At 66.0% G+C, this 20,060-nt stretch carries 18 protein-coding genes and 1 tRNA gene; 16 read left to right on the top strand and 3 right to left on the bottom strand.

Features of this window, described 5'->3' with window-relative positions:
* The first annotated feature begins 1 nt into the window (after position 1).
* The 3 genes from trpA to glmM all read left to right on the top strand — a co-directional run bounded on the left by trpA (position 2) and on the right by glmM (position 3,354).
* Complete coding sequence (gene trpA, locus AC3IR9_RS14645; RefSeq protein WP_489291548.1) at positions 2–817, top strand: tryptophan synthase subunit alpha; 816 nt, start codon at positions 2–4, stop codon at positions 815–817.
* Between the two features lie 285 nt (positions 818–1,102).
* Positions 1,103–1,987: an acetyl-CoA carboxylase, carboxyltransferase subunit beta gene (gene accD / locus AC3IR9_RS14640; RefSeq protein WP_489291546.1), complete on the top strand. Its 885-nt coding sequence runs from the start codon at positions 1,103–1,105 to the stop codon at positions 1,985–1,987.
* A complete protein-coding gene (gene glmM, locus AC3IR9_RS14635) occupies positions 1,987–3,354 on the top strand; it encodes a phosphoglucosamine mutase (RefSeq protein ID WP_489291544.1) in 1,368 nt (455 codons plus the stop codon). Before accD ends, glmM begins: the two co-directional genes overlap by 1 nt.
* A 751-nt stretch (positions 3,355–4,105) precedes the next feature.
* On the opposite strand, the gene AC3IR9_RS14630 is transcribed toward glmM, so the two are convergent.
* The 3 genes from AC3IR9_RS14630 to AC3IR9_RS14620 are packed head-to-tail and all read right to left on the bottom strand — an operon-like array spanning position 4,106 to position 7,996.
* On the bottom strand, positions 4,106–4,960 hold the full coding sequence (locus AC3IR9_RS14630; RefSeq protein WP_489291542.1) for a polysaccharide deacetylase family protein: 855 nt from the start codon (positions 4,958–4,960) through the stop codon (positions 4,106–4,108).
* On the bottom strand, positions 4,947–6,098 hold the full coding sequence (locus tag AC3IR9_RS14625; RefSeq protein ID WP_489291540.1) for a glycosyltransferase family 4 protein: 1,152 nt from the start codon (positions 6,096–6,098) through the stop codon (positions 4,947–4,949). Before AC3IR9_RS14625 ends, AC3IR9_RS14630 begins: the two co-directional genes overlap by 14 nt.
* 32 nt (positions 6,099–6,130) lie before the next feature.
* Entirely contained in the window at positions 6,131–7,996 is a 1,866-nt protein-coding gene (locus tag AC3IR9_RS14620) for a DUF3413 domain-containing protein (RefSeq protein WP_489291538.1), read from the bottom strand.
* Positions 7,997–8,192: 196 nt separating this feature from the next.
* On the opposite strand from AC3IR9_RS14620, the gene AC3IR9_RS14615 reads away from it, so the two are divergent.
* The 13 genes from AC3IR9_RS14615 to nuoI all read left to right on the top strand — a co-directional run bounded on the left by AC3IR9_RS14615 (position 8,193) and on the right by nuoI (position 20,058).
* Positions 8,193–9,128 carry an isopenicillin N synthase family dioxygenase gene (locus tag AC3IR9_RS14615; RefSeq protein ID WP_489291536.1) on the top strand — a complete coding sequence of 312 codons (936 nt, stop codon included), beginning with the start codon at positions 8,193–8,195 and terminating at the stop codon, positions 9,126–9,128.
* Between the two features lie 638 nt (positions 9,129–9,766).
* Complete coding sequence (gene tpiA / locus AC3IR9_RS14610) at positions 9,767–10,522, top strand: triose-phosphate isomerase (RefSeq protein ID WP_489291534.1); 756 nt, start codon at positions 9,767–9,769, stop codon at positions 10,520–10,522.
* A 54-nt stretch (positions 10,523–10,576) separates the two neighbouring features.
* On the top strand, positions 10,577–11,017 hold the full coding sequence (gene secG, locus AC3IR9_RS14605) for a preprotein translocase subunit SecG (protein WP_489291532.1): 441 nt from the start codon (positions 10,577–10,579) through the stop codon (positions 11,015–11,017).
* 49 nt (positions 11,018–11,066) lie between these two features.
* Positions 11,067–11,151: transfer RNA gene (locus AC3IR9_RS14600), tRNA-Leu, on the top strand.
* 115 nt (positions 11,152–11,266) lie between these two features.
* On the top strand, positions 11,267–11,623 hold the full coding sequence (locus AC3IR9_RS14595; RefSeq protein ID WP_026069699.1) for an NADH-quinone oxidoreductase subunit A: 357 nt from the start codon (positions 11,267–11,269) through the stop codon (positions 11,621–11,623).
* Positions 11,614–12,168 carry a NuoB/complex I 20 kDa subunit family protein gene (locus AC3IR9_RS14590; RefSeq protein ID WP_019182677.1) on the top strand — a complete coding sequence of 185 codons (555 nt, stop codon included), beginning with the start codon at positions 11,614–11,616 and terminating at the stop codon, positions 12,166–12,168. The genes AC3IR9_RS14595 and AC3IR9_RS14590 overlap by 10 nt, the downstream gene beginning before the upstream one ends.
* Before the next feature lie 32 nt (positions 12,169–12,200).
* Positions 12,201–12,953 carry an NADH-quinone oxidoreductase subunit C gene (locus AC3IR9_RS14585; protein ID WP_489291530.1) on the top strand — a complete coding sequence of 251 codons (753 nt, stop codon included), beginning with the start codon at positions 12,201–12,203 and terminating at the stop codon, positions 12,951–12,953.
* 89 nt (positions 12,954–13,042) lie between these two features.
* Positions 13,043–14,272, top strand: a complete 1,230-nt coding sequence (locus tag AC3IR9_RS14580) for an NADH-quinone oxidoreductase subunit D (protein ID WP_489295842.1) — start codon at positions 13,043–13,045, stop codon at positions 14,270–14,272.
* A gap of 94 nt (positions 14,273–14,366) precedes the next feature.
* A complete protein-coding gene (nuoE, locus tag AC3IR9_RS14575; RefSeq protein ID WP_038687236.1) occupies positions 14,367–14,894 on the top strand; it encodes an NADH-quinone oxidoreductase subunit NuoE in 528 nt (175 codons plus the stop codon).
* A gap of 3 nt (positions 14,895–14,897) precedes the next feature.
* Complete coding sequence (gene nuoF / locus AC3IR9_RS14570; protein WP_489291527.1) at positions 14,898–16,238, top strand: NADH-quinone oxidoreductase subunit NuoF; 1,341 nt, start codon at positions 14,898–14,900, stop codon at positions 16,236–16,238.
* Positions 16,235–18,478, top strand: coding sequence for an NADH-quinone oxidoreductase subunit NuoG (nuoG, locus tag AC3IR9_RS14565; RefSeq protein ID WP_489291525.1), 2,244 nt, complete (start codon positions 16,235–16,237; stop codon positions 18,476–18,478). The genes nuoF and nuoG overlap by 4 nt, the downstream gene beginning before the upstream one ends.
* Positions 18,475–19,566 carry an NADH-quinone oxidoreductase subunit NuoH gene (nuoH, locus tag AC3IR9_RS14560; protein WP_489291523.1) on the top strand — a complete coding sequence of 364 codons (1,092 nt, stop codon included), beginning with the start codon at positions 18,475–18,477 and terminating at the stop codon, positions 19,564–19,566. Before nuoG ends, nuoH begins: the two co-directional genes overlap by 4 nt.
* Positions 19,567–19,569: 3 nt before the next feature.
* Positions 19,570–20,058, top strand: a complete 489-nt coding sequence (nuoI, locus tag AC3IR9_RS14555; protein WP_489291522.1) for an NADH-quinone oxidoreductase subunit NuoI — start codon at positions 19,570–19,572, stop codon at positions 20,056–20,058.
* Positions 20,059–20,060: the final 2 nt, after the last annotated feature.

Here is a 20,060-nt window from a genome sequence, read left to right as displayed (position 1 = left end):
AATGTCCGTGGACCGTATCGATGCCTGTTTCGCCCGCCTGCGTGCCGCCAAGCGCAAAGCGTTGATTCCCTTCATCACCGCCGGTGATCCGGGCCTGGACGCCACCGTCCCGGTCATGCACGCGCTGGCCGCCGCCGGTGCCGACGTCATTGAACTGGGCGTGCCGTTCTCCGACCCGATGGCCGACGGTCCCACCATCCAGCGCAGCTCCGAGCGCGCGCTGGCGCGCGGGGCAGGGTTGCGCTACGTACTGGAAACCGTGGCCGCGTTCCGTCGCGACGATGCGACCACCCCGGTGGTCTTGATGGGTTACCTGAACCCGGTCGAGATCCACGGTACCGCCCGCTTCGCCGACGCGGCCATCGCCGCCGGCGTGGACGGCGTGCTGCTGGTCGACCTGCCGCCCGAAGAGGCCGCCGAAACCCGGCAGATCTTCAACGCGGCCGGCCTGGCGCTGATCCTGCTCGCGGCGCCGACCACGGCCGATGCGCGCCTGGACACCCTGTCGGCGATGGCACGCGGTTACCTGTACTACGTCAGCTTCGCCGGGGTCACCGGTGCGTCCGAGCGCCTGGACAGCAGCGCAGCCAGCGCGCGCCTGCGCGACCTGCGCGGTCGCTGCAAGGTGCCGGTGGTGGCCGGGTTCGGCATCAAGGACGCCGCCAGTGCGGCGGCCATGGCGGTCGAGGCCGACGGCGTGGTGGTGGGCAGCGCGCTGGTCGCCGCACTGGGCGAAGCTGCCAGCCCCGATGCCGCCGCCGAGGTGGCCAGCGCGTTCCTGGCGCCCTTGCGGGAGGCGCTGGACGAGGTGGCCTGATCGGCGCGACGCACGACCAACGGTCGTGCGCTACCGGATCTGCGCCACTGACCCGCCGCGGTAGCGACGCACGACCGGCCTGACCTCCGCGGTAGCGCACGACCGGCCTGGCCCGCCGCGGTAGCGCACGACCGTTGGTCGTGCGGCAGGCCTCCGGGAGCTGGCGATGGACCGGTTTTCACGGCCCCTCCACACGCCTCCGTAGGGATCCCGGCTGCCGGATGGTGAGCTAGACTGTCCGCCTTTGCGGCCTTCGGGCCGCCCTGAACGGAAGTAGCATCCCGCATGAGTTGGCTCAGCAAGTTGATGCCGTCGGGCATCCGCACCGACAACGTCCCCAGCAAGAAGCGCAGCGTCCCGGAGGGCCTGTGGGAGAAGTGCAGCAATTGCGGCAGCGCGCTGTACGGTCCTGAGCTGGAAGAGAACCTGGAAGTCTGCCCCAAGTGTGGCCATCACATGGCCATCCGCGCCCGCGCCCGCCTGGCCGCCCTGTTCGATGCGGACAGCACCAGCGAAATCGGCGCGCGCCTGGGACCGACCGACCTGCTCAAGTTCAAGGACCAGAAGAAGTACAGCGAGCGCATCAAGGCCTCGCAGAAAAACACCGGCGAGTACGACGCGCTGATTGCCATGCAGGGCCTGATGAAGGGCCGGCCGCTGGTCGCCTCGGCGTTCGACTTCGCCTTCATGGGCGGGTCGATGGGCTCGGTGGTCGGTGAGCGCTTCGCGTTGGCGGCGGAAAAAGCCGTCGAACTCGGCGCGCCCTACGTGTGCTTCTCCGCCAGCGGCGGTGCACGCATGCAGGAAGGCCTGTTCTCGCTCATGCAGATGGCCAAGACCTCCGCCGCGCTGGGCAAGCTGCGCGCGGCTGGGCTGCCTTACATTTCGGTGTTGACCCACCCCACCACCGGGGGCGTGTCGGCGTCGTTTGCGATGCTCGGCGACATCAACATCGCCGAACCGCAGGCCCTGATCGGCTTTGCCGGCCCGCGCGTGATCGAGCAGACCGTGCGCGAGAAGCTGCCGGAAGGCTTCCAGCGGTCCGAATTCCTGCTGGAGCACGGCGCGATCGACCAGATCTGCGACCGTCGTGAAATGCGCCAGCGCCTGTCCGACCTGCTGGCCATGCTCGGCCGCCAGCCCGCACCGGTCGCGGACGAGGCGGCCTGATGGGGGCGCGCAGGTATTTCGGCACGGACGGTATCCGCGGTCGTGTCGGCCAGGGCGTGATCTCGGCCGACTTCGTGCTGCGCCTGGGCAACGCCATGGGGCGCGTGCTGACCGAACGCAACGCGCACCGCCCTGGGCATCGCCCGGTGGTGGTGATCGGCAAGGACACGCGCATTTCCGGCTATATGTTTGAAGCGGCGCTGGAAGCGGGGCTGGTGGCGGCCGGTGCCGACGTGCAGCTGCTCGGCCCGATGCCGACCCCGGCGGTCGCCTTCCTCACCCGCACCCTGGGTGCGGATGCGGGCATCGTGATCAGTGCCTCGCACAACCCGCACTACGACAATGGCATCAAGTTCTTCTCCGCCGACGGCGAGAAGCTCGACGACGCCACCGAACTGGCGCTGGAAGCGGCGCTGGACAGCGAGTTCACCACGGCCGAGTCCGACCGACTGGGCAAAGCGATGCGCGCGCGCGATGCGGTAGGCCGCTACATCGAGTTCTGCAAGGCCAGCGTGCCACGCAGCTTCGATCTGCGCGGGCTGAAGGTCGTGCTCGACTGCGCGCATGGCGCCACCTACCACATCGCCCCGCTGCTGTTCCGCGAGCTGGGGGCGGAGGTGGTCGCCATCGGCGCCGAACCCAACGGGGTCAACATCAACGATGGCGTCGGTTCGATGCACATCGACAACCTCGCCGCCAAAGTGCGTGAAACCGGCGCCGCTCTTGGCATCGCCTTCGACGGTGACGGCGATCGCGTGTTGATGGCCGATGACCAGGGCAACCCGGTGGATGGCGACGACCTGCTGTTCGTGCTGGCCACGTCCTGGCAGCGCAGCGGCCGCCTGCGCGGCCCGGTGGTCGGTACGTTGATGACCAACTTCGGCCTGGAGCAGGCGCTGGAGCGTATCGGCCTGCCGTTCGTGCGCAGCAATGTCGGCGACCGCTACGTGCACCAGGCACTGGTGGAAGGGGGCGGGGTGCTGGGTGGCGAAGCGTCCGGCCACCTGCTGTGCCTGGATCGCGCCACCACTGGTGATGCCATCGTCAGTGCGCTGCAGGTACTGGAAGTCCTGCGCCACGAAGGCCGCTCACTGCGCGATGCACTGCAGGGCCTGCAGCGGGTGCCGCAGAAGACCGTCAACGTGCGCCTGGGCGATGTCTCGGCCAAGGCGATCGTACAGGCCGCCGGCGTGCAGGCCGCGCTGGCCGCCGCGCAACAGGCGGTACAGGGCCGTGGTCGCGCGTTCCTGCGTCCGTCCGGCACCGAGCCGGTGGTGCGGGTGACGGTGGAAGCCGATACCGCCGACCTGATGCAGGCCACGCTGGACAGCCTGTCCAGTGCGGTGAAGGCCGCCGCCGCGGCCTGAGGTGCGGCAGCCAAGGCAGGAGCAAGAGCGCCCCGGTTTTCCGGGGCATTTTTTTGGTTCTTCGCCCATCTGCGGGGCAAACAGAAACGTGCCTTGACGCTTACCAGGCGCAGCCGTCGTTGGGTCGGGCGCTGGGCCCCCATGCCCTTTCCGGCGAATGTCCTCCGGCGTCGGCCTGCGGCCGCCCCCTCCCCCTTTATTTCGCCTCCAAGGGCATGGGGGCCCAGCGCCCGACCCAACGACCACCGTCAAAAAAGCGTGGCGTCCACTTGTCCATCGCAAGCCGAGCCCCGTAGCAGCCGGTAGGCCCCTGGGCAAAATCAAGGAGGAGGCCGCCCGCGGCCGGGGGACATTTGCGCCAGGGGCTTACCGGCTGCTACGGGGCCCTCACGCTGGCGACCGGCCCGATCGGAGACGCCAGTCAATCCAATGGCGCCTGCACACCTGGCCTGTGGCGTCGCGTCGTGCTCACTCTGCGACGGCGCCTGCAACAAGACGCTCCCCTCAGATGGGAGAAGAACCATTTTTTTGCGTTTCTCCCCAGTAAACCTGCATCGAAGCACAACGCCAGATCAACTGTCGCGAGCGCGTGCCGGCCCTTTGGCAATGTGCCGGCGCGCAACGAAAGCGCGCCGGCAAGTGTGGCGCTCGGCGGTCGACGGCTTCTTGATGGCTACCGGCCATCTATCCCCGCCCGGCCCGGAAACGCGCAAGCCTTGCCTTGACTGGCTGCAGGCGACATGCGAGGCGCTTACGGCCCCGGCACCATCTTCTTCTGCTTCGCCTTGAAGCGGTTGAACAGCGGCGCGATCAGCGGGTGGTAACTCCACGCGATGCGCTTGCGCAGCCAGCTGGCCGGGCGGTTGCGGATCGCGAAGCGGTAAATGTGCTCCGGATCGCCCCCCACCACGTTGCGCCCGAACGGGTGCGTGGTGTGCAGGTACCGGAAGCCCTGCTCGCGTGCGATCGGCAGGTAGTCCTCGTCGAAGTCGCCGTAAGGCCAGCACAACGTATCGGATACCTCGCCCAACTGCTGCTGCAGCACGCTGCGCGCCATCGCCAGGTCGCCGCGGATGCCTTCGCGCTTCTGCTCGCCGCTGATCGCCTGCTTCATCCAGCGCGTGTGCGTATGGGTGTGGCAATGCACCTCGAACGTGCCGGCGGCGATCATCGCGCGCGCCTCGCTCCAGCGCATCATCACCGCGTCGGTGCGGTTGTCGCGCAGGATCGCCGCCTCGCAGCCACGGTGGTCCGGCGTCGCCGGCAGTGCCATATCGGCCTGCCCGGCGTGCGGACGCACCGGGCCTTCGCCCATCCACCCGGTCACCACGAACACCACCGCGTGCATGCCGTACTTCTGCAGGATGGGATGCGCATACACCCAGTTGTCCAGGTAGCCGTCATCGAACGTGATCACGATCGATTTGCGCGGCACCGGCTTGCCGGCCAGGAAATCGGCGTACTGGTCCAGCCGCAGCGAGGTCCAGCCGTTGCCGGCCAGCCACGCGATCTGGCTCTCGAAATTCTCCGGCGACACCGTGATCATCCCCGGCGAAGGCGACACATGGTGGTGCATCAGCACCGGGACGGATCTAGCGTTGGCCATGGCCCAGCTCCTTCAACCACTGGTGGTAATAGTGTTCGGTGGCTTCGGTGTGGCCGCTCGGGCTGAAACGTTGCGCGCTGCGCATCCATTCCCAGCCGGCGCGCCCCATCTGCCGTCGTCGCAGCGGATCTTCCACCAGGCGTTGCAGTGCCCCGGTGAGGGCGGCCCGGTCGCCCAGCGGCGCGAGCAGGGCATTGCTGCCTTCGATGAGCATCTCCGGCACCCCGCCCACGCGCGTGGCCACGATCGGCACGCCCACGTGCGCCGCTTCCAGGAACACCGTGCCGGCCGCTTCTTTGTGCGAGGCCAGTGCGAAGATGTCGAACCCGGCCATCAGCCGGCACGCACCCAGCCGGTAGCCGAGCAGATGCACCTGCGATTCCACCCCAAGTTCGCGGCGCAGCGCGACCAGGCGGTCCATCACTGGCTGGCCGTCGCCGACGATCACCAGCTGCAGGTTCGGGTGTTGGCGGCACAGCGGTGCGATCGCGTGCAGCAGGTCGACGTGGCCCTTGGGTTCGCGCAGCACCGCCACGCAGCCCACCACGATCTGCGCCGCGTTGAAGCCCAGTTCGCGACGCACCTCGGCGCGCATCTCCTGCACGCACTGCCACGGATCGTCGCTGTCGATCTGCGCCCACTGCGGCGGCACCGCGATGGGCGGCACGATGCCGATGTGCGCATCGGCGATCCCGCGCGCCACCAGCAACTGCTTGACGAAGCTGCTCACGGTCAGCACGCGGTGCGGCAGGCGCGTATAGGTCAGCAGCGAATTGACCGGGCTCATCAGGTGGCGCGAGCGCACCACCAGCGGGGTGTGGCCGAGCCGTGCACCGGCCGCGGCGATCAGGCTGTCGCGGCGGCTGGTGGTGTTGACCACATCGAAGCCGTGCCGGCGTACCAGCCGCTTGACCGCCCAGATCCCGCGCAGCAGCCGCAGCAGGCCGCCCATCTTCAGGAGGTGCACGGTGAAACCGGCCTCGCGCGCAATCATGCCCAGCCGGGCGCCGGGCTGGCATAGCAGCGACACCTCATGGCCACGGTCGCGCATCGCCAGCATGTGGCGGTAGATGTAGATCTCCTGCCCGCCCAATCCCTTGGCGGCCTCGGTGTGCAGGATCTTCAGGGGCAGGTTCATCGATGAACGTTCCATGGGGGCGGGCGGCCGGTTCAGGGGCGACGGAAATGAGTGAGTGCCGCCCATGCCGCGCGCACGGCGGCGGGGTCGGGTTGCTGGTCGGCCACCGGCAGGTAGTGGCGATCGAGCGTGGTGGCGTTGCCGAACTTGTCGAAGACGTAGGTGTGTTCGCCATGGCGGATGCCGCGCTGGGACCAGCTCTCCAGCAGCAGCGGCCGGTCGGCCGGGATCGGCTCGAACAGGTCGCGGCCGGTGCTGAAGTCGCTCAAGGCGTTCTCGCACCCCAGGCCATGGCGCATCAACGTGGGTACCCAGTCTTCATGGCTGGTGGTGTCTGTGCGCAGTGCCGGAGGGCGCCCGGGCCAGTGCAGCACGAAGGGCACGCGTACCTGGTGATCGGAGAAATTGCCGTTGTGGCCCCAATAATTCAGGCCCAGGTCGTTGAACTCCTCGGCGTGGTCGCCGGTGACCAGCACGAGGGTGTTGTCGGCCTGGCCGCTGTCGCGCAGCGTCTGCAGCAGGTCGCCCAACAGGGCGTCGGCGTAGTGCACGGCGGTGCGGTAGCGGTTGCGCTCCGGAATCGGCAGGTAGTCGTTGTCCAGTGCCAGGAAATCGATGCTGTCGGCCATCGGCGTGGCCAGCGGCGGATAGTCCGGCGGCAGGTGGAAGGGCGCGTGGGTGCTGTCCAGGAACGCGAACCCGAACCAATGACCGTTGCCCGGGCGTGCGATATCCGCGCCCAATGCCTCGATGATGTGGCGGTCGCGAGCCGCCACCGGCAGGGCAGAGGGCGCGGTGTGCAACTGGTCGCGCACCTGGGCGAACACGGTCCGGTCGAACTCCGGGCTGTACAGCGGCGCGCTGCCATACAGATGCAGGGCATAGCCCTGTTGCCTGAGCACGTCGAACAGCTGCGAGCCGCGCTGTTCGCTGAGCATGCTTTGCCAGTAGCCACCGGGCAGGCCGTACAGCAGGCCGAACAATCCGTACCGGGTGGCATTGCCGCTGCTGTAGTGGCTGGTGAACACCTCCGACTGGGCGGCCAGTGCCGACAGGTGCGGCATGGTCGTCGCCTCCAGGGCGTCATGGCGCAGCGATTCCATCACCACCACCAGTACATTGGGCTGCACGTTGCTCTGGCAGCGCAGCGGTTGCAGCGGGTACTGCAGTTGGCTGTGGCGCGGATCGGGCAGGCTGGCCTGGGGCAGACTGCGCACGCCCAGCCGATGCATGTGGCGTTTGGCGGTGATCGGCTGTGCCCAGGGCAGGTAGGCCCATTGGCTGGTCACGGCGCGGTCGCCGCGCGCATCGTAATAGGCCGTGGCGGCCTGGCCGCAGGCCATCAGCGCCAGCCCGGTCGCCCATGCCAGCAGCAGCGGTCGTCGCCGCGCTGTCGCCGGCACCAGCCGCCAGCAGGCCCAGGCCAGCGCCACTTCGGCCAGCGCAACGCTGAACAGGACGGCCGCCGACTGCAGCCAGGTCTGCCACGACAGCGCCACCTGGTCCTGCAAGGCGCCGCCAAGCACCATGTTGAGCACCATGGCATTGAGGTGGAAGCGGTACAGGGCGAACACCTTGGCATCCACCAGCAGCAGGCACAGCCACAGCCCCTGCAGCCCTACGGCGCTGCCCAGCAGCGGGCGCGATGAGCGCGCGGCCAGGCCCAGCAGCAGGGGCAACAGCGACACCAGTGCGCCGAAGGCCAGGAAGTGACCGGGCAGGGCGACGGCCAGGTAGCCCAGGCCCACCGCGCCGCCGGCGTTGTCGCCGAGGGGGGTGTTGCCCAGCGCGATCGCGATCGCCACCAGTGCATTGATGGCGGTGAACAGGCTCAGCCAGGCCAGGCGCTGCCAGCGCGTGGACGGGGAGGGGGTAGGAGCGGGCAAGGAAGCGTCCATGTAGCGGATCGGCGGCGCAGGAGGGGAGGGAAGACGTGGCAGCGGCTGCGTCGGTTGTCCCGGGGCTGGAGCCGGGCGCGGCGCATTGTATCGGTTTGTATCAATGTGTCGGCAGTGCCGTTGGTCGGATCTGGCACAATGTTCAGGCTGGCCACCGAGGTGGCCTTCGACCCTATCGAACAAGCCAGGAACCGCTGTGAGCCAGATCCCAACCCTCGACATCACCCGTTTCGACAGCGACCGCGAGGCGTTCGTCGCAGAGCTGGGCGCGGCCTACCGCGAGTGGGGGTTCGCGGGCATCCGCAACCACGGCATCCCGCAGGCGGACATCGATGCGGCCTACGAGGTGTTCAAGGCGTTCTTTGCGTTGCCGGAGGCGACCAAGCGCCAGTACCACGTGCCCGGCAGTGGTGGCGCCCGCGGCTACACCCAGTTCGGCGTGGAAACCGCCAAGGGCTCGCAGCACTTCGATCTGAAGGAATTCTGGCATATCGGCCGGGAGATCCCGGACGACTCGGTCTACCGTGACGTGATGGCCCCGAACCTGTGGCCGGCCGAGGTCGCAGGCTTCCGTGAGCGCGGCTACGCGCTGTACCAGGCGCTGGACAACCTGGGCTCGCGGGTGCTGTCGGCATTGGCCCTGCACATCGGCCTGCCCGAGCATTTCTTCGCCGACAAGACCAATAACGGCAATTCGATCCTGCGCCCGATCCACTACCCGCCGATCACTGCCGAGAACATCCCCAACGTGCGTGCCGGCGCGCATGGCGACATCAATTTCATCACGCTGCTGGTGGGCGCCAGCGCGGCGGGCCTGGAGGTGCAGTCGCACGAGGGCAAGTGGGTGCCGTTCACCTCGGACGCGGACACCATCGTGGTGAACATCGGCGACATGCTGCAGCGCCTGACCAACCACGTGTACCCGTCGACGATCCATCGGGTGGTCAATCCCCCGGGCGAGCAGGCGCGCCAACCGCGTTACTCGGTGCCATTCTTCCTGCACCCCAATCCGGATTTCCTGATCGATGTGTTGCCGACCTGCATCACCCCGGAAAACCCCAGCCGCTACCCCGAGCCGATCACCGCGCACGGTTTCCTGGAAGAGCGCCTGCGTGAAATCAAATTGAAGTAGATGCCGACCGTTGGTCGGCATGCACTGCTGAGGCCGCCGAAAGGCGGCCTTTTTCTATTTGACGGCAACGGCAACGGCAACGGCCTGGCTGTTCGGTTTGCGGCGGGTGGGCGGGCGCTGCCATGCCCCGCCGGGACACGCCGTGAACCCATCCCTGGGGGCTCGTGTACGGCATCCATGCCGTACACGGTCCCGGCGGGGCATGGCAGCGCCCGCCCTCACAGATTGCCGTGACCGGATCCGACTGCGGAGCGTGCCTTACAAACGCTACGGGCCTGCGGGGTGGGTCCGTACTGGGAGGAGGTGAGGGTGAGGAGGGTGAGGGTGAGGGCTTGGTAGGTGCCGACCGTTGGTCGGCACGCTCCACCGCCCTCCCATGCGAAACGGCCAACTGTCAGGGGCTGGGGCGGGTGGGTTGGCGGGACCGTTGGGCGCCATGGATGGCGCTCACGAGCTTACATGGACGTACTTGCAGCGTGTCCCGCCAACCCATCTGCCCCAGCCCGGCCGATATCACCCGACAACCGGCCTTTCATCCCACGAAAAACAATATCCATTTGAAATGTAAGCGTTTTCGCGGCAACGTCCTTTCGTTGCATCCGTTATCATGGCCGGCTGATACCAAAAGGAGCCTCGCCATGCGTCGCAAGATCGTCGCCGGTAACTGGAAACTGCACGGCAGCCGCCAATTCGCCACCGACCTGGTCAGCGACCTCGTCGCCAGCCTCCCGCACGATGGCGTCGACGTGGTGATCCTGCCGCCCTTGCCGTACCTGGGGGAACTGGTCGAAGCCTTTGAAGGCCGCCCTGTCGCCTTCGGCTCCCAGGACGTCAGCTCCAACGAGAAGGGTGCCTACACCGGCGAGGTGTCCGCCGCCATGCTGGCCGAAGTCGGCGCCCGCTATGGCCTGGTCGGCCACTCCGAACGTCGCCAATACCACAACGAAAGCAGTGAGCTGGTTGCGCGCAAGTTCGCTGCCGCCCTGCATGCCGGCCTCGTCCCGGTCCTGTGTGTCGGTGAAACCCTCGAGCAGCGTGAGGCCGGGCAGACCGAGCAGGTCATCGCCGGCCAGCTCGCCCCCGTGCTTGACCTGGTGGGCCCGGCGGGCTTCCAGCATGCCGTGGTCGCCTACGAGCCGGTCTGGGCGATCGGTACCGGCCGCACCGCCTCCAAGGAGCAGGCCCAGCAGGTCCATGCGTTCATCCGTGGCGAAGTGGCCAAGCTGGATGCTAGAATCGCCGATTCGTTGCCGATCCTGTATGGCGGCAGCGTGAAGCCCGACAACGCTGGGGAACTGTTCGCGCAGCCCGATGTCGATGGTGGGCTGGTGGGCGGCGCCTCGTTGGTAGCCGCGGACTTCCTGGCCATCGTTGATGCGGCGGCCGGGCGCTAATTAGTAATGTTGCCGGCCCGTGGCCGGCACGATATGTCCGAGGACGGGTTCGAAATGCTGATGTTGATCCTCAATGTGGTCTACGTGCTGGTGGCGGTTGCCATGATCGCGCTCATCCTGATGCAGCGCGGTTCCGGCGCGGCCGCAGGGTCGGGTTTCGGTGCCGGCGCTTCGGGCACGGTGTTCGGTGCGCGTGGCGCATCCAACTTCCTGTCCAAGTCGACCAAGTGGCTGGCCGTGGTGTTCTTCGGCATCAGCCTCTTCATGGCCTGGTACGCCAGCCATGGCTCGCGTCCGGCTACCCAGCAGGACCTTGGCCTGATGTCGGTGCCGGCCAGTACCGTTCCGGCCGCCCCGGCCGGTGAGCTCCCTGCCGTGCCCAAGGCCCCGGAAGCCGCTGCCCAGCAGCCGGTTCCGCAGGCCACTGTGCCGGCTCAGGCGGAAACGCCGACATCTGGTGAAGAAAAGCCTTCGGAAGGCTCCCAGACTCGCTGAAGACGGTTACAATATGCGGCGCATTGGGAAACACCCAATGCGATCGTAAGCCCAGGTGGCGGAATTGGTAGACGCACTACCTTGAGGTGGTAGCGACTTAGGTCGTAGGGGTTCGAGTCCCCTCTTGGGCACCATTTTGTTTGTAAGCGGGTTCGCCCTGGCGCGCAAAGCGTCAGGATAACGATATCCGTCCACTCCCCCATGCCAACACGCCTGCAGGCGTCGCGGCAGAGGCAAGAGAGAATCGCTGTGCTGGCCGAATATTTGCCGTCTCTGCTGTTTCTGATCGTTGCCACCGGTATCGGCGTTGCGCTGATGCTGGTTGGCCGATTCCTCGGTCCGCGACGTCCTGATCTGAAAAAGCTCTCGCCGTACGAATGCGGATTCGAAGCGTTTGAAGATGCGCGCATGAAGTTCGATGTGCGCTATTACCTGATCGCGATCCAGTTCATCGTATTTGACTTGGAAATCATCTTCATCGTGCCGTGGACCCAGGTCTTCATGGAACTGGGCGCACGTTCGCTGGTCACGATGGGCCTGTTCGTGGGCATGCTTTTCCTCGGTTTCATTTACGTCTGGAAGAAGGGAGCGCTGGAATGGGAGTAATTCAGACGCTCGACGGCCTGATGAACAACCCGGTCCCGGAAGGGCGGGTGGACGACATCCTGCGCCCCGAGGGCGACAACCCGCTGCTGGAAAAAGGCTACGTCACCACCAGTGTCGATGCCCTGTTGAACTGGGCACGTACCGGTTCGATGTGGCCGATGACCTTTGGTCTGGCCTGCTGCGCGGTGGAAATGATGCATGCCGGCGCCGCGCGTCTGGATCTTGACCGCTACGGCGTGGTGTTCCGCCCGTCGCCGCGTCAGTCCGACGTGATGATCGTGGCCGGTACCCTGGTCAACAAGATGGCCCCGGCGCTGCGCAAGGTCTATGACCAGATGCCGGACCCCAAGTGGGTCATCTCCATGGGCAGCTGCGCCAACGGTGGCGGCTACTACCACTACTCCTATGCAGTGGTACGTGGCTGTGACCGCGTGGTGCCGGTGGACATCTATGTCCCGGGCTGCCCGCCAACCGCCGAAGCGCTGGTGTACGGGATCCTGCAACTGCAGAAGAAGATCTGGCGTACGCAGACCATCGCCCGCTGACCTCCCTCCTGACTAGAGCACGCCAAGCCCCCATGGCAGAGCAAGCACCTTCCTTCATCGACCGACTCTCCGCACGTTTTGCTGGTGCGCAGGTCTTCGTGGTCGAACCCCGCGGCGAAGTGACGCTGGAAGTGCCCGCTGCTGACTGGCATGCGACGGCCCTGGCGCTTCGCGATGAATTCGGTTTCGAACAGTCCGTCGACCTGTGCGGCCTGGACTACCTCGGCTACGGCAGCGACGAATGGGATACGGCCGACGTGTCGTCCCAGGGCTTCAGCCGTGGTGTCGAGGGCAGCTCGGTCGGTCGTTTCGCCTGGGGTGAATTCCCCACCCGCGAAACCAGCGACGGCGCCCAGCCGCAGCCGATCCCGTTGCAGCGTTTTGCCGTGGTCGCCCAGCTGCGTTCCTACCAGCACAACCTCACCCTGCGCATCCGTTGCTTTGCGCCGAACGAGGGACTGCCGGTGGTCGCATCGCTGACCGACATCTGGCCCGGCCTGAACTGGTTCGAGCGCGAAGCATTCGACCTGTTCGGCGTGATCTTCGAAGGCCATCCGGACCTGCGCCGGATCCTGACCGACTACGGTTTCGTCGGCCATCCGTTCCGCAAGGATTTCCCGCTGATCGGCAACGTCGAAGTGCGCTACGACGAAGAGAAGAAGCGCGTGATCTACGAGCCGGTGACCTCGGTGGAGCCGCGTGTCGGCGTGCCGCGCGTCATCCGTGACGATGCCCGTTTCCAGACCGCTGCCGGCGAAAGCGCGCAGACGGAGGCAGTAAAGTGAGTGCTGATCTGAGCAAGCGTGAGCCGCAGGCCCACCAGGCCTTTGCGAGCAACCCGGCGGAACTGCGCCAGGAAATCCGCAATTACACGATGAATTTCGGTCCCCAGCATCCGGCCGCGCACGGCGTGCTGCGCCTGATCCTGGAAATGGACGGCGAAACCATCATGCGTGCCGACCCGCACGTGGGCCTGCTGCACCGCGGTACCGAAAAGCTGGCCGAGTCCAAGCCGTTCAACCAGTCGATCGGTTACATGGACCGCTTGGATTACGTGTCGATGATGTGCAACGAGCACGCCTACGTGCGCGCGATCGAAACCCTGATGGGAATCGAAGCGCCCGAGCGTGCCCAGTACATCCGCACCATGTTCGACGAAATCACCCGCATCCTGAATCACCTGATGTGGCTGGGCTCCAACGCGCTCGATCTGGGCGCGATGGCGGTCATGCTGTACGCCTTCCGTGAGCGCGAAGAGCTGATGGACTGCTATGAAGCGGTCTCCGGCGCACGCATGCACGCGGCGTACTACCGTCCGGGCGGCGTCTACCGCGACCTGCCGGACCGCATGCCGAAGTACCAGGAATCGCGCTGGCACAAGGGCAAGGCGCTGAAGAACCTCAACGCCTCGCGCGAAGGGTCGCTGCTGGATTTCCTTGAGAATTTCACCAACGAATTCCCGGGTCGCGTCGACGAGTACGAAACCCTGCTCACCGACAACCGCATCTGGAAGCAGCGTACCGTCGGCATCGGCGTGATCAGTCCCGAGCACGCCCACGCCTGGGGCATGACCGGAGTGATGCTGCGCGGCTCGGGCGTTGCCTGGGACCTGCGCAAGAAGCAGCCGTATGCCAAGTACGATGCCGTCGATTTCGACATTCCGCTGGGCAAGGAAGGCGACTGCTACGACCGTTACCTGGTCCGTGTTGCCGAGATGCGCGAATCCAACCGCATCATCAAGCAGTGCATCACCTGGCTGCGCGCCAACCCCGGCCTGGTCATGGTCAAGAACTTCAAGGTCGCCCCGCCCAGCCGCGAGGACATGAAGGACGACATGGAAGCGCTGATCCATCACTTCAAGCTGTTCAGTGAAGGCTATTGCGTTCCCGTCGGCGAAACCTACGCCGCGGTCGAAGCGCCCAAGGGCGAGTTCGGCTGCTACCTGATGTCCGATGGTGCCAACAAGCCGTTCCGCGTGCACCTGCGCGCGCCGGGCTTTGCCCATCTGTCCTCGATCGACTCGGTCGTGCGCGGGCACATGCTCGCCGACGTGGTGGCCATGATCGGCACCTACGACCTGGTGTTCGGTGAGGTCGACCGGTGATCGCATCCGCATGCACGATGCCTGACACCTGCCGGCTGCTGCCGGCGCTGCAGGTTCTGGTTTTTAACGATTTCGTATTCGCTGAGGTCGGCCGATGAAGGCGACAGGTAATTTCGAGGCGGCGCGCGACGTCGACCCGATGGTGGTCTTGAATGACAAGACCCGTGCGCACATCGATCACTGGCTGGCCAAGTTCCCGCCCGATCGCAAGCGTTCGGCCGTGCTGCAGGGCCTGCACGCCGCGCAGGAACAGAATGCTGGCTGGCTGACCGACGAGTTGATCGCCGGCGTCGCCAAGTACCTGGACCTGCCGCCGGTATGGGCCTACGAGGTCGCCAGCTTCTACTCGATGTTCGAACTGGAGAAGGTCGGCCGCCACAACGTCGCCTTCTGCACCAACATCAGTTGCTGGTTGAACGGCGCCGAGGACCTGGTTGCGCATGCCGAGAAGAAACTCGGCTGCAAGACCGGACAGTCCACCGCCGACGGCCGCGTCTACCTCAAGCGCGAAGAAGAATGCCTGGCCGGGTGCGCCGGTGCGCCGATGATGGTCATCAATGGCCATTACCACGAGCGCCTGACCGTCGAGAAAGTCGACGAGCTGCTGGACGGGTTGGAGTAAGACATGGCACATCATCACGCACCCAGCGGTCCGGTCGGTCCTGCACCCCTGCCGCACCAGGTGGTCTACACCACCCTGCATTACGACACTCCGTGGTCGTACGAAAGCTATCTCAAGACCGGTGGCTATGCCGCCCTGCGCAAGATCATCGAAGAGAAGATCTCGCCCGAACAGGTCATCGAGATGGTCAAGCAGTCCAACCTGCGCGGCCGTGGCGGCGCGGGTTTCCCGACCGGCCTGAAGTGGTCCTTCATGCCCAAGGGCAGCATGCAGAAGTACATCCTGTGCAACTCGGATGAATCCGAGCCGGGAACCTGCAAGGACCGTGACATCCTGCGTTACAACCCGCATTCGGTGGTGGAAGGCATGGCGATCGCCTGCTACGCCACCGGCTCGACCGTGGGCTACAACTACCTGCGTGGCGAATTCCACCACGAGCCCTTCGAGAACTTCGAACAGGCCCTGGCCGATGCGTATGCCAACGGCTGGCTGGGCAAGGACATCATGGGCAGCGGTGTCGACATCGACATCTACGGTGCCCTGGGCGCCGGCGCCTACATCTGCGGCGAAGAAACCGCATTGATGGAATCGCTGGAAGGCAAGAAGGGCCAGCCGCGTTACAAGCCGCCGTTCCCGGCCAACTTCGGCCTGTACGGCAAGCCGTCGACGATCAACAACACCGAGACTTATGCCTCGGTGCCGGCGATCATCCGCAACGGGCCGGAGTGGTTTGCCGGTCTGTCGCTGACCAAGAACGGCGGTCCGAAGATCTTCTCGGTGTCCGGCTGTGTTCAGCAGGGCGGCAACTTCGAGGTGCCGCTGGGTACCACCTTCGACGCGCTGCTGGAAATGGCCGGTGGCCTCAAGCCGGGCCGCACCCTCAAGGGCGCTGTCCCGGGCGGGGTGTCGATGCCGGTGCTGAAGGCTGAAGAGCTCAAGGGCCTGCAGATGGACTACGACACCCTGCGTGCCCTGGGCACCGGGCTGGGGTCTGGCGCCATCGTGGTGCTCGATGACAGCGTGTGCTGCGTCAAGTTCGCCTGCCGTATCTCGCAGTTCTTCCACAAGGAATCCTGCGGTCAGTGCACCCCGTGCCGTGAAGGCACCGGCTGGATGCACCGTGTGCTGGAGCGCATCGTCGCCGGCAAGGCCACGATGGAAGACCTGCATCAATTGAAGGCAGTGGCCGGCCAGATCGAAGGCCACACCATCTGCGCGTTCGGTGAAGCGGCGGCATGGCCCATCCAGGGTTTCCTGCGCCAGTTCTGGGACGAATTCGAGTACTACATCGTCAACGGTCATTCGATGGTTGACGGCAAGAAGGTGGAGGCAGCCGCTGCATGAGCGCGCAACCCAACAACCCCGGCGTGACCCCGGCGATCGTGCCGGAAGGGCATGTGACCGTCGAGATCGACGGCCAGTCCCTGGTCGTGCCCAAGGGCTCGATGATCATCCAGGCCGCCGACAAGGCCGGCATTCCGATCCCGCGCTTCTGCTACCACGAGAAGCTGCCGATCGCGGCCAACTGCCGCATGTGCCTGGTCGACGTGGAAAAGTCGCCGAAGCCAGCGCCAGCCTGTGCCACCCCGGTGATGGACGGCATGAAGGTCGCCACTCGCAGTGAAAAGGCGCTGAAGTTCCAGCGCTCGGTGATGGAATTCCTGCTGATCAACCACCCGCTGGATTGCCCGATCTGCGATCAGGGCGGCGAGTGCGAACTGCAGGACGTCTCGCTGGGCTATGGCCGTTCGGTCAGCCGTTTCAACGAGCGCAAGCGCGTGGTCGTCGACGAGGACATGGGGCCGCTGGTGGCCACCGAGATGACCCGTTGCATCCAGTGCACCCGGTGCGTGCGCTTCACCGCCGACGTGGCCGGTACCTACGAACTGGGCGGCATGTATCGCGGTGAAAACCTGCAGATCGGCACCTACGACGGCAAGCCGCTGACCACCGAGCTGTCCGGCAACGTGGTGGACGTGTGCCCGGTCGGCGCGCTGACCAACAAGGTGTTCCAGTTCCGCGCCCGTCCGTGGGAACTGACCGCGCGCGAATCGTTGGGTTACCACGACGCGATGGGCTCGAACCTGTTCCTGCATGTGCGTCGCGGCGAAGTGCTGCGCACGGTGCCGCGCGACAACGAACTGGTCAACGAATGCTGGCTGTCCGACCGTGACCGTTACTCGCACCAGGGCCTGTACAGCGAAGACCGTGCGGTCAAGCCGCTGCGCAAGGTCAATGGCGAGTGGAAGGAAGTGAGCTGGGCCGAAGGCCTGGCCGCGGCCAAGGACATCGTCGCCGCCCACCCGGGCGACGACCTCGGCGTGCTGGTGCACCCGTCGGCCTCCAACGAGGAGGGCGCACTGCTGGCCCGTCTCGCCGCCGGCCTGGGCAGTAGCAACATCGACCACCGCATCCACAACCGCGACTTCTCCGATGCCGCCACCGCCGAAACCTTCGGGCTGTCGCTGGCCGAGATCGAAGCGGCTGACAGCATCGTCGTGCTCGGCAGCAACATCCGCCACGAGCTGCCGTTGCTGCATGCCCGCCTGCGCAAGGCGCAGACCACGCGCAACGCGAAGATCCACGCGATCAACCCGGTCGATTTCGACTTCGCCTTCTCGCTGGCCGGCAAGCAGATCGTCGCGCCGTCCCGGTTCGTCGAAGCGCTGGGCAATGCCGAGCTGCGCGCTGCGGTAACCGGCAACGCGGTGCTGATCGTCGGTGCCATCGCCGAAAACCACCCGCAGGCTGCCGCGATCCGTGCCGCTGCGCGTGATTTCGCCGCCGCCACCGGTGCCAAGCTGTGCCGCATCCCGCAGGGCGCCAATGCCGTGGGCCTGTCCCGCGCTGGCGTGCTGCCGGCCGGCAAGGATGCCGCTGCCATGCTGGCCCAGCCGCGCAAGGCTTACGTCCTGTACGGCATCGAGCCGGGCCTGGACTTCGCTGATGCCGACGCGGCCCGCAAGGCGCTGGCCGGTGCCCAGGTGGTGGCTTTCAGCCAGTACGCCTGTGCCTCCACCCGCGACCTGGCCGATGTGATCCTGCCGATCGGTGCGCTGCCGGAAATCGACGCCACCCTGACCAACCTCGATGGTCGCGAGCAGTCGGCGCGTGCCGGCGGCAAGCTGCCGGGCGAGGCGCGTGAAGGCTGGCGCGTCCTGCGTGCACTCGGCGGCGAGCTGTCGCTAGCCGGTTTCGAGTTCACCGACCTGGCCGGCCTGCGCGCCAGCCTGGTCCCGGTGACCGTGGCCGTATCCGCTTCGGCGGCAACGCCAGTGACCGGCGAGGGCCTGGAAGTGGCCTCGACCGCGGCGATCTACCGCACCGACGCCGTGGTCCGCCGCGCCGCCGCGCTGCAGTCGCATCCGCTCAACAACGCGCCGCGCATCGTACTCAACGCCGATGACGCCGCCCGCCTGCAGCTGGTCGAAGGCCAGATGGCCAAGGTCGGCACCGATGCCGGTCGCGCCACCCTGCCGGTGGTGGTCGACGCCCGCGTCGCCGCGGGTGCGGTCTGGATTGAATCGGGCCACGGCGCAACCGCGCCGCTGGGTGCCGCTCGTGTAACGGTGGTGGCCGCATGAACGAATTGCTGTTGAACGCGGTCGACCCGCTGCACCAGTGGCTGCTGTCGCTGGGCGAGATCGGTGCGCTGTTGTGGATCATCCTGAAGATCCTGGTGATCGCCATGCCGGTGATCATCTCGGTGGCCTTCTACGTGGTCTGGGAGCGCAAGCTGATCGGCTGGATGCATGTCCGCCACGGTCCCATGTACGTGGGCATGGGCATCTTCCAGGCCTTCGCCGACGTCTTCAAGCTGCTGTTCAAGGAGATCATCCAGCCGGCGAGCTCGCACAAGGCGATGTTCATCCTGGCGCCGCTGATCACCCTGGGCCCGGCCTTCGCGGCCTGGTCGGTGGTGCCCTTCGACGCCAGGATCGTGCTCTCCAACGCCAATGCCGGCCTGCTGTACCTGCTGGCGATGACCTCGCTGGGCGTGTACGGCATCATCCTGGCCGGCTGGGCATCCAACTCGAAGTACGCCTTCCTCGGTGCGATGCGCGCCTCGGCGCAGATGATCAGCTACGAAATCGCCATGGGCTTTGCCCTGGTCGGCGTGATGATCGCCTCGGGCAGCCTCAACCTGAGCAACATCGTGCTGGCCCAGGCCGGCAACTCGGGCTTCTTCGACTGGTTCCTGATTCCGCTGTTCCCGCTGTTCATCGTGTACTGGGTGTCCGGCGTTGCCGAAACCAACCGCGCGCCGTTCGACGTGGTGGAAGGCGAATCGGAAATCGTCGCCGGCCACATGGTCGAATACTCCGGCGGTGCATTCGCGCTGTTCTTCCTGGCCGAGTACGCCAACATGATCCTGATCAGCTTCCTGATCGCGATCTTCTTCCTCGGCGGCTGGCTGAGCCCGATCCAGGGTTGGATCACGGCGGACATCTCGCCGTGGATCGACTGGATCTGGAAGGGCGGTTGGCCGTGGCTGCTGATGAAGGTGTTCTTCTTCGCCAGCGCCTACATCTGGTTCCGTGCCAGCTTCCCGCGCTTCCGTTATGACCAGATCATGCGTCTGGGCTGGAAGGTCTTCATCCCCCTCACCATCCTCTGGATTGCGCTGACGGCGGTGATGGTGTTCTACGGCGTGATCCAGAAGGGCGTCTAAGTGATGAATCGAATTACCCATTACTTCAAAAGCCTGCTCCTGCTTGAGCTGCTGGGCGGTCTGTGGCTGACCCTGAAGTACGCGTTCAAGCCGAAGTACACCTTGATGTACCCGATGGAGAAGTTCCCGCAGTCGCCGCGTTTCCGCGGCCTGCACGCGCTTCGCCGCTATCCCAATGGCGAGGAACGCTGCATCGCATGCAAATTGTGCGAAGCGGTGTGCCCGGCGCTGGCGATCACCATCGACTCGGCCAAGCGCGAGGACGGCAGCCGCCGGACCACCCGCTACGACATCGATCTGTTCAAGTGCATCTTCTGCGGCTTCTGTGAAGAAAGCTGCCCGGTGGACTCGATTGTCGAAACCCACATCCTCGAGTACCACTTCGAGAATCGTGGCGAGAACATCGTTACCAAGCCGCAGCTGCTGGCCCTCGGTGATCGGCTTGAAGCCGAAATCGCCGAGCGCCGCGCCGCCGACGCCGCTTTCCGCTGAGG

Source organism: Stenotrophomonas sp. GL_101, from assembly GCF_057835675.1.
This window is presented reverse-complemented; position numbering and strand designations above follow the sequence as displayed.

Coding starts and splice junctions, on each gene's coding strand:
- nuoE (WP_038687236.1), top strand. CDS start 14,367: ATGAAGGCGACAGGTAATTTCGAGGCGGCGCGCGACGTCGACCCGATG.
- tpiA (WP_489291534.1), top strand. CDS start 9,767: ATGCGTCGCAAGATCGTCGCCGGTAACTGGAAACTGCACGGCAGCCGC.
- nuoF (WP_489291527.1), top strand. CDS start 14,898: ATGGCACATCATCACGCACCCAGCGGTCCGGTCGGTCCTGCACCCCTG.
- AC3IR9_RS14585 (WP_489291530.1), top strand. CDS start 12,201: ATGGCAGAGCAAGCACCTTCCTTCATCGACCGACTCTCCGCACGTTTT.
- trpA (WP_489291548.1), top strand. CDS start 2: ATGTCCGTGGACCGTATCGATGCCTGTTTCGCCCGCCTGCGTGCCGCC.
- AC3IR9_RS14580 (WP_489295842.1), top strand. CDS start 13,043: ATGAATTTCGGTCCCCAGCATCCGGCCGCGCACGGCGTGCTGCGCCTG.
- AC3IR9_RS14630 (WP_489291542.1), bottom strand. CDS start 4,960: ATGGCCAACGCTAGATCCGTCCCGGTGCTGATGCACCACCATGTGTCG.
- secG (WP_489291532.1), top strand. CDS start 10,577: ATGCTGATGTTGATCCTCAATGTGGTCTACGTGCTGGTGGCGGTTGCC.
- AC3IR9_RS14590 (WP_019182677.1), top strand. CDS start 11,614: ATGGGAGTAATTCAGACGCTCGACGGCCTGATGAACAACCCGGTCCCG.
- nuoH (WP_489291523.1), top strand. CDS start 18,475: ATGAACGAATTGCTGTTGAACGCGGTCGACCCGCTGCACCAGTGGCTG.
- glmM (WP_489291544.1), top strand. CDS start 1,987: ATGGGGGCGCGCAGGTATTTCGGCACGGACGGTATCCGCGGTCGTGTC.
- AC3IR9_RS14620 (WP_489291538.1), bottom strand. CDS start 7,996: ATGGACGCTTCCTTGCCCGCTCCTACCCCCTCCCCGTCCACGCGCTGG.
- accD (WP_489291546.1), top strand. CDS start 1,103: ATGAGTTGGCTCAGCAAGTTGATGCCGTCGGGCATCCGCACCGACAAC.
- nuoI (WP_489291522.1), top strand. CDS start 19,570: ATGAATCGAATTACCCATTACTTCAAAAGCCTGCTCCTGCTTGAGCTG.
- AC3IR9_RS14625 (WP_489291540.1), bottom strand. CDS start 6,098: ATGAACCTGCCCCTGAAGATCCTGCACACCGAGGCCGCCAAGGGATTG.
- nuoG (WP_489291525.1), top strand. CDS start 16,235: ATGAGCGCGCAACCCAACAACCCCGGCGTGACCCCGGCGATCGTGCCG.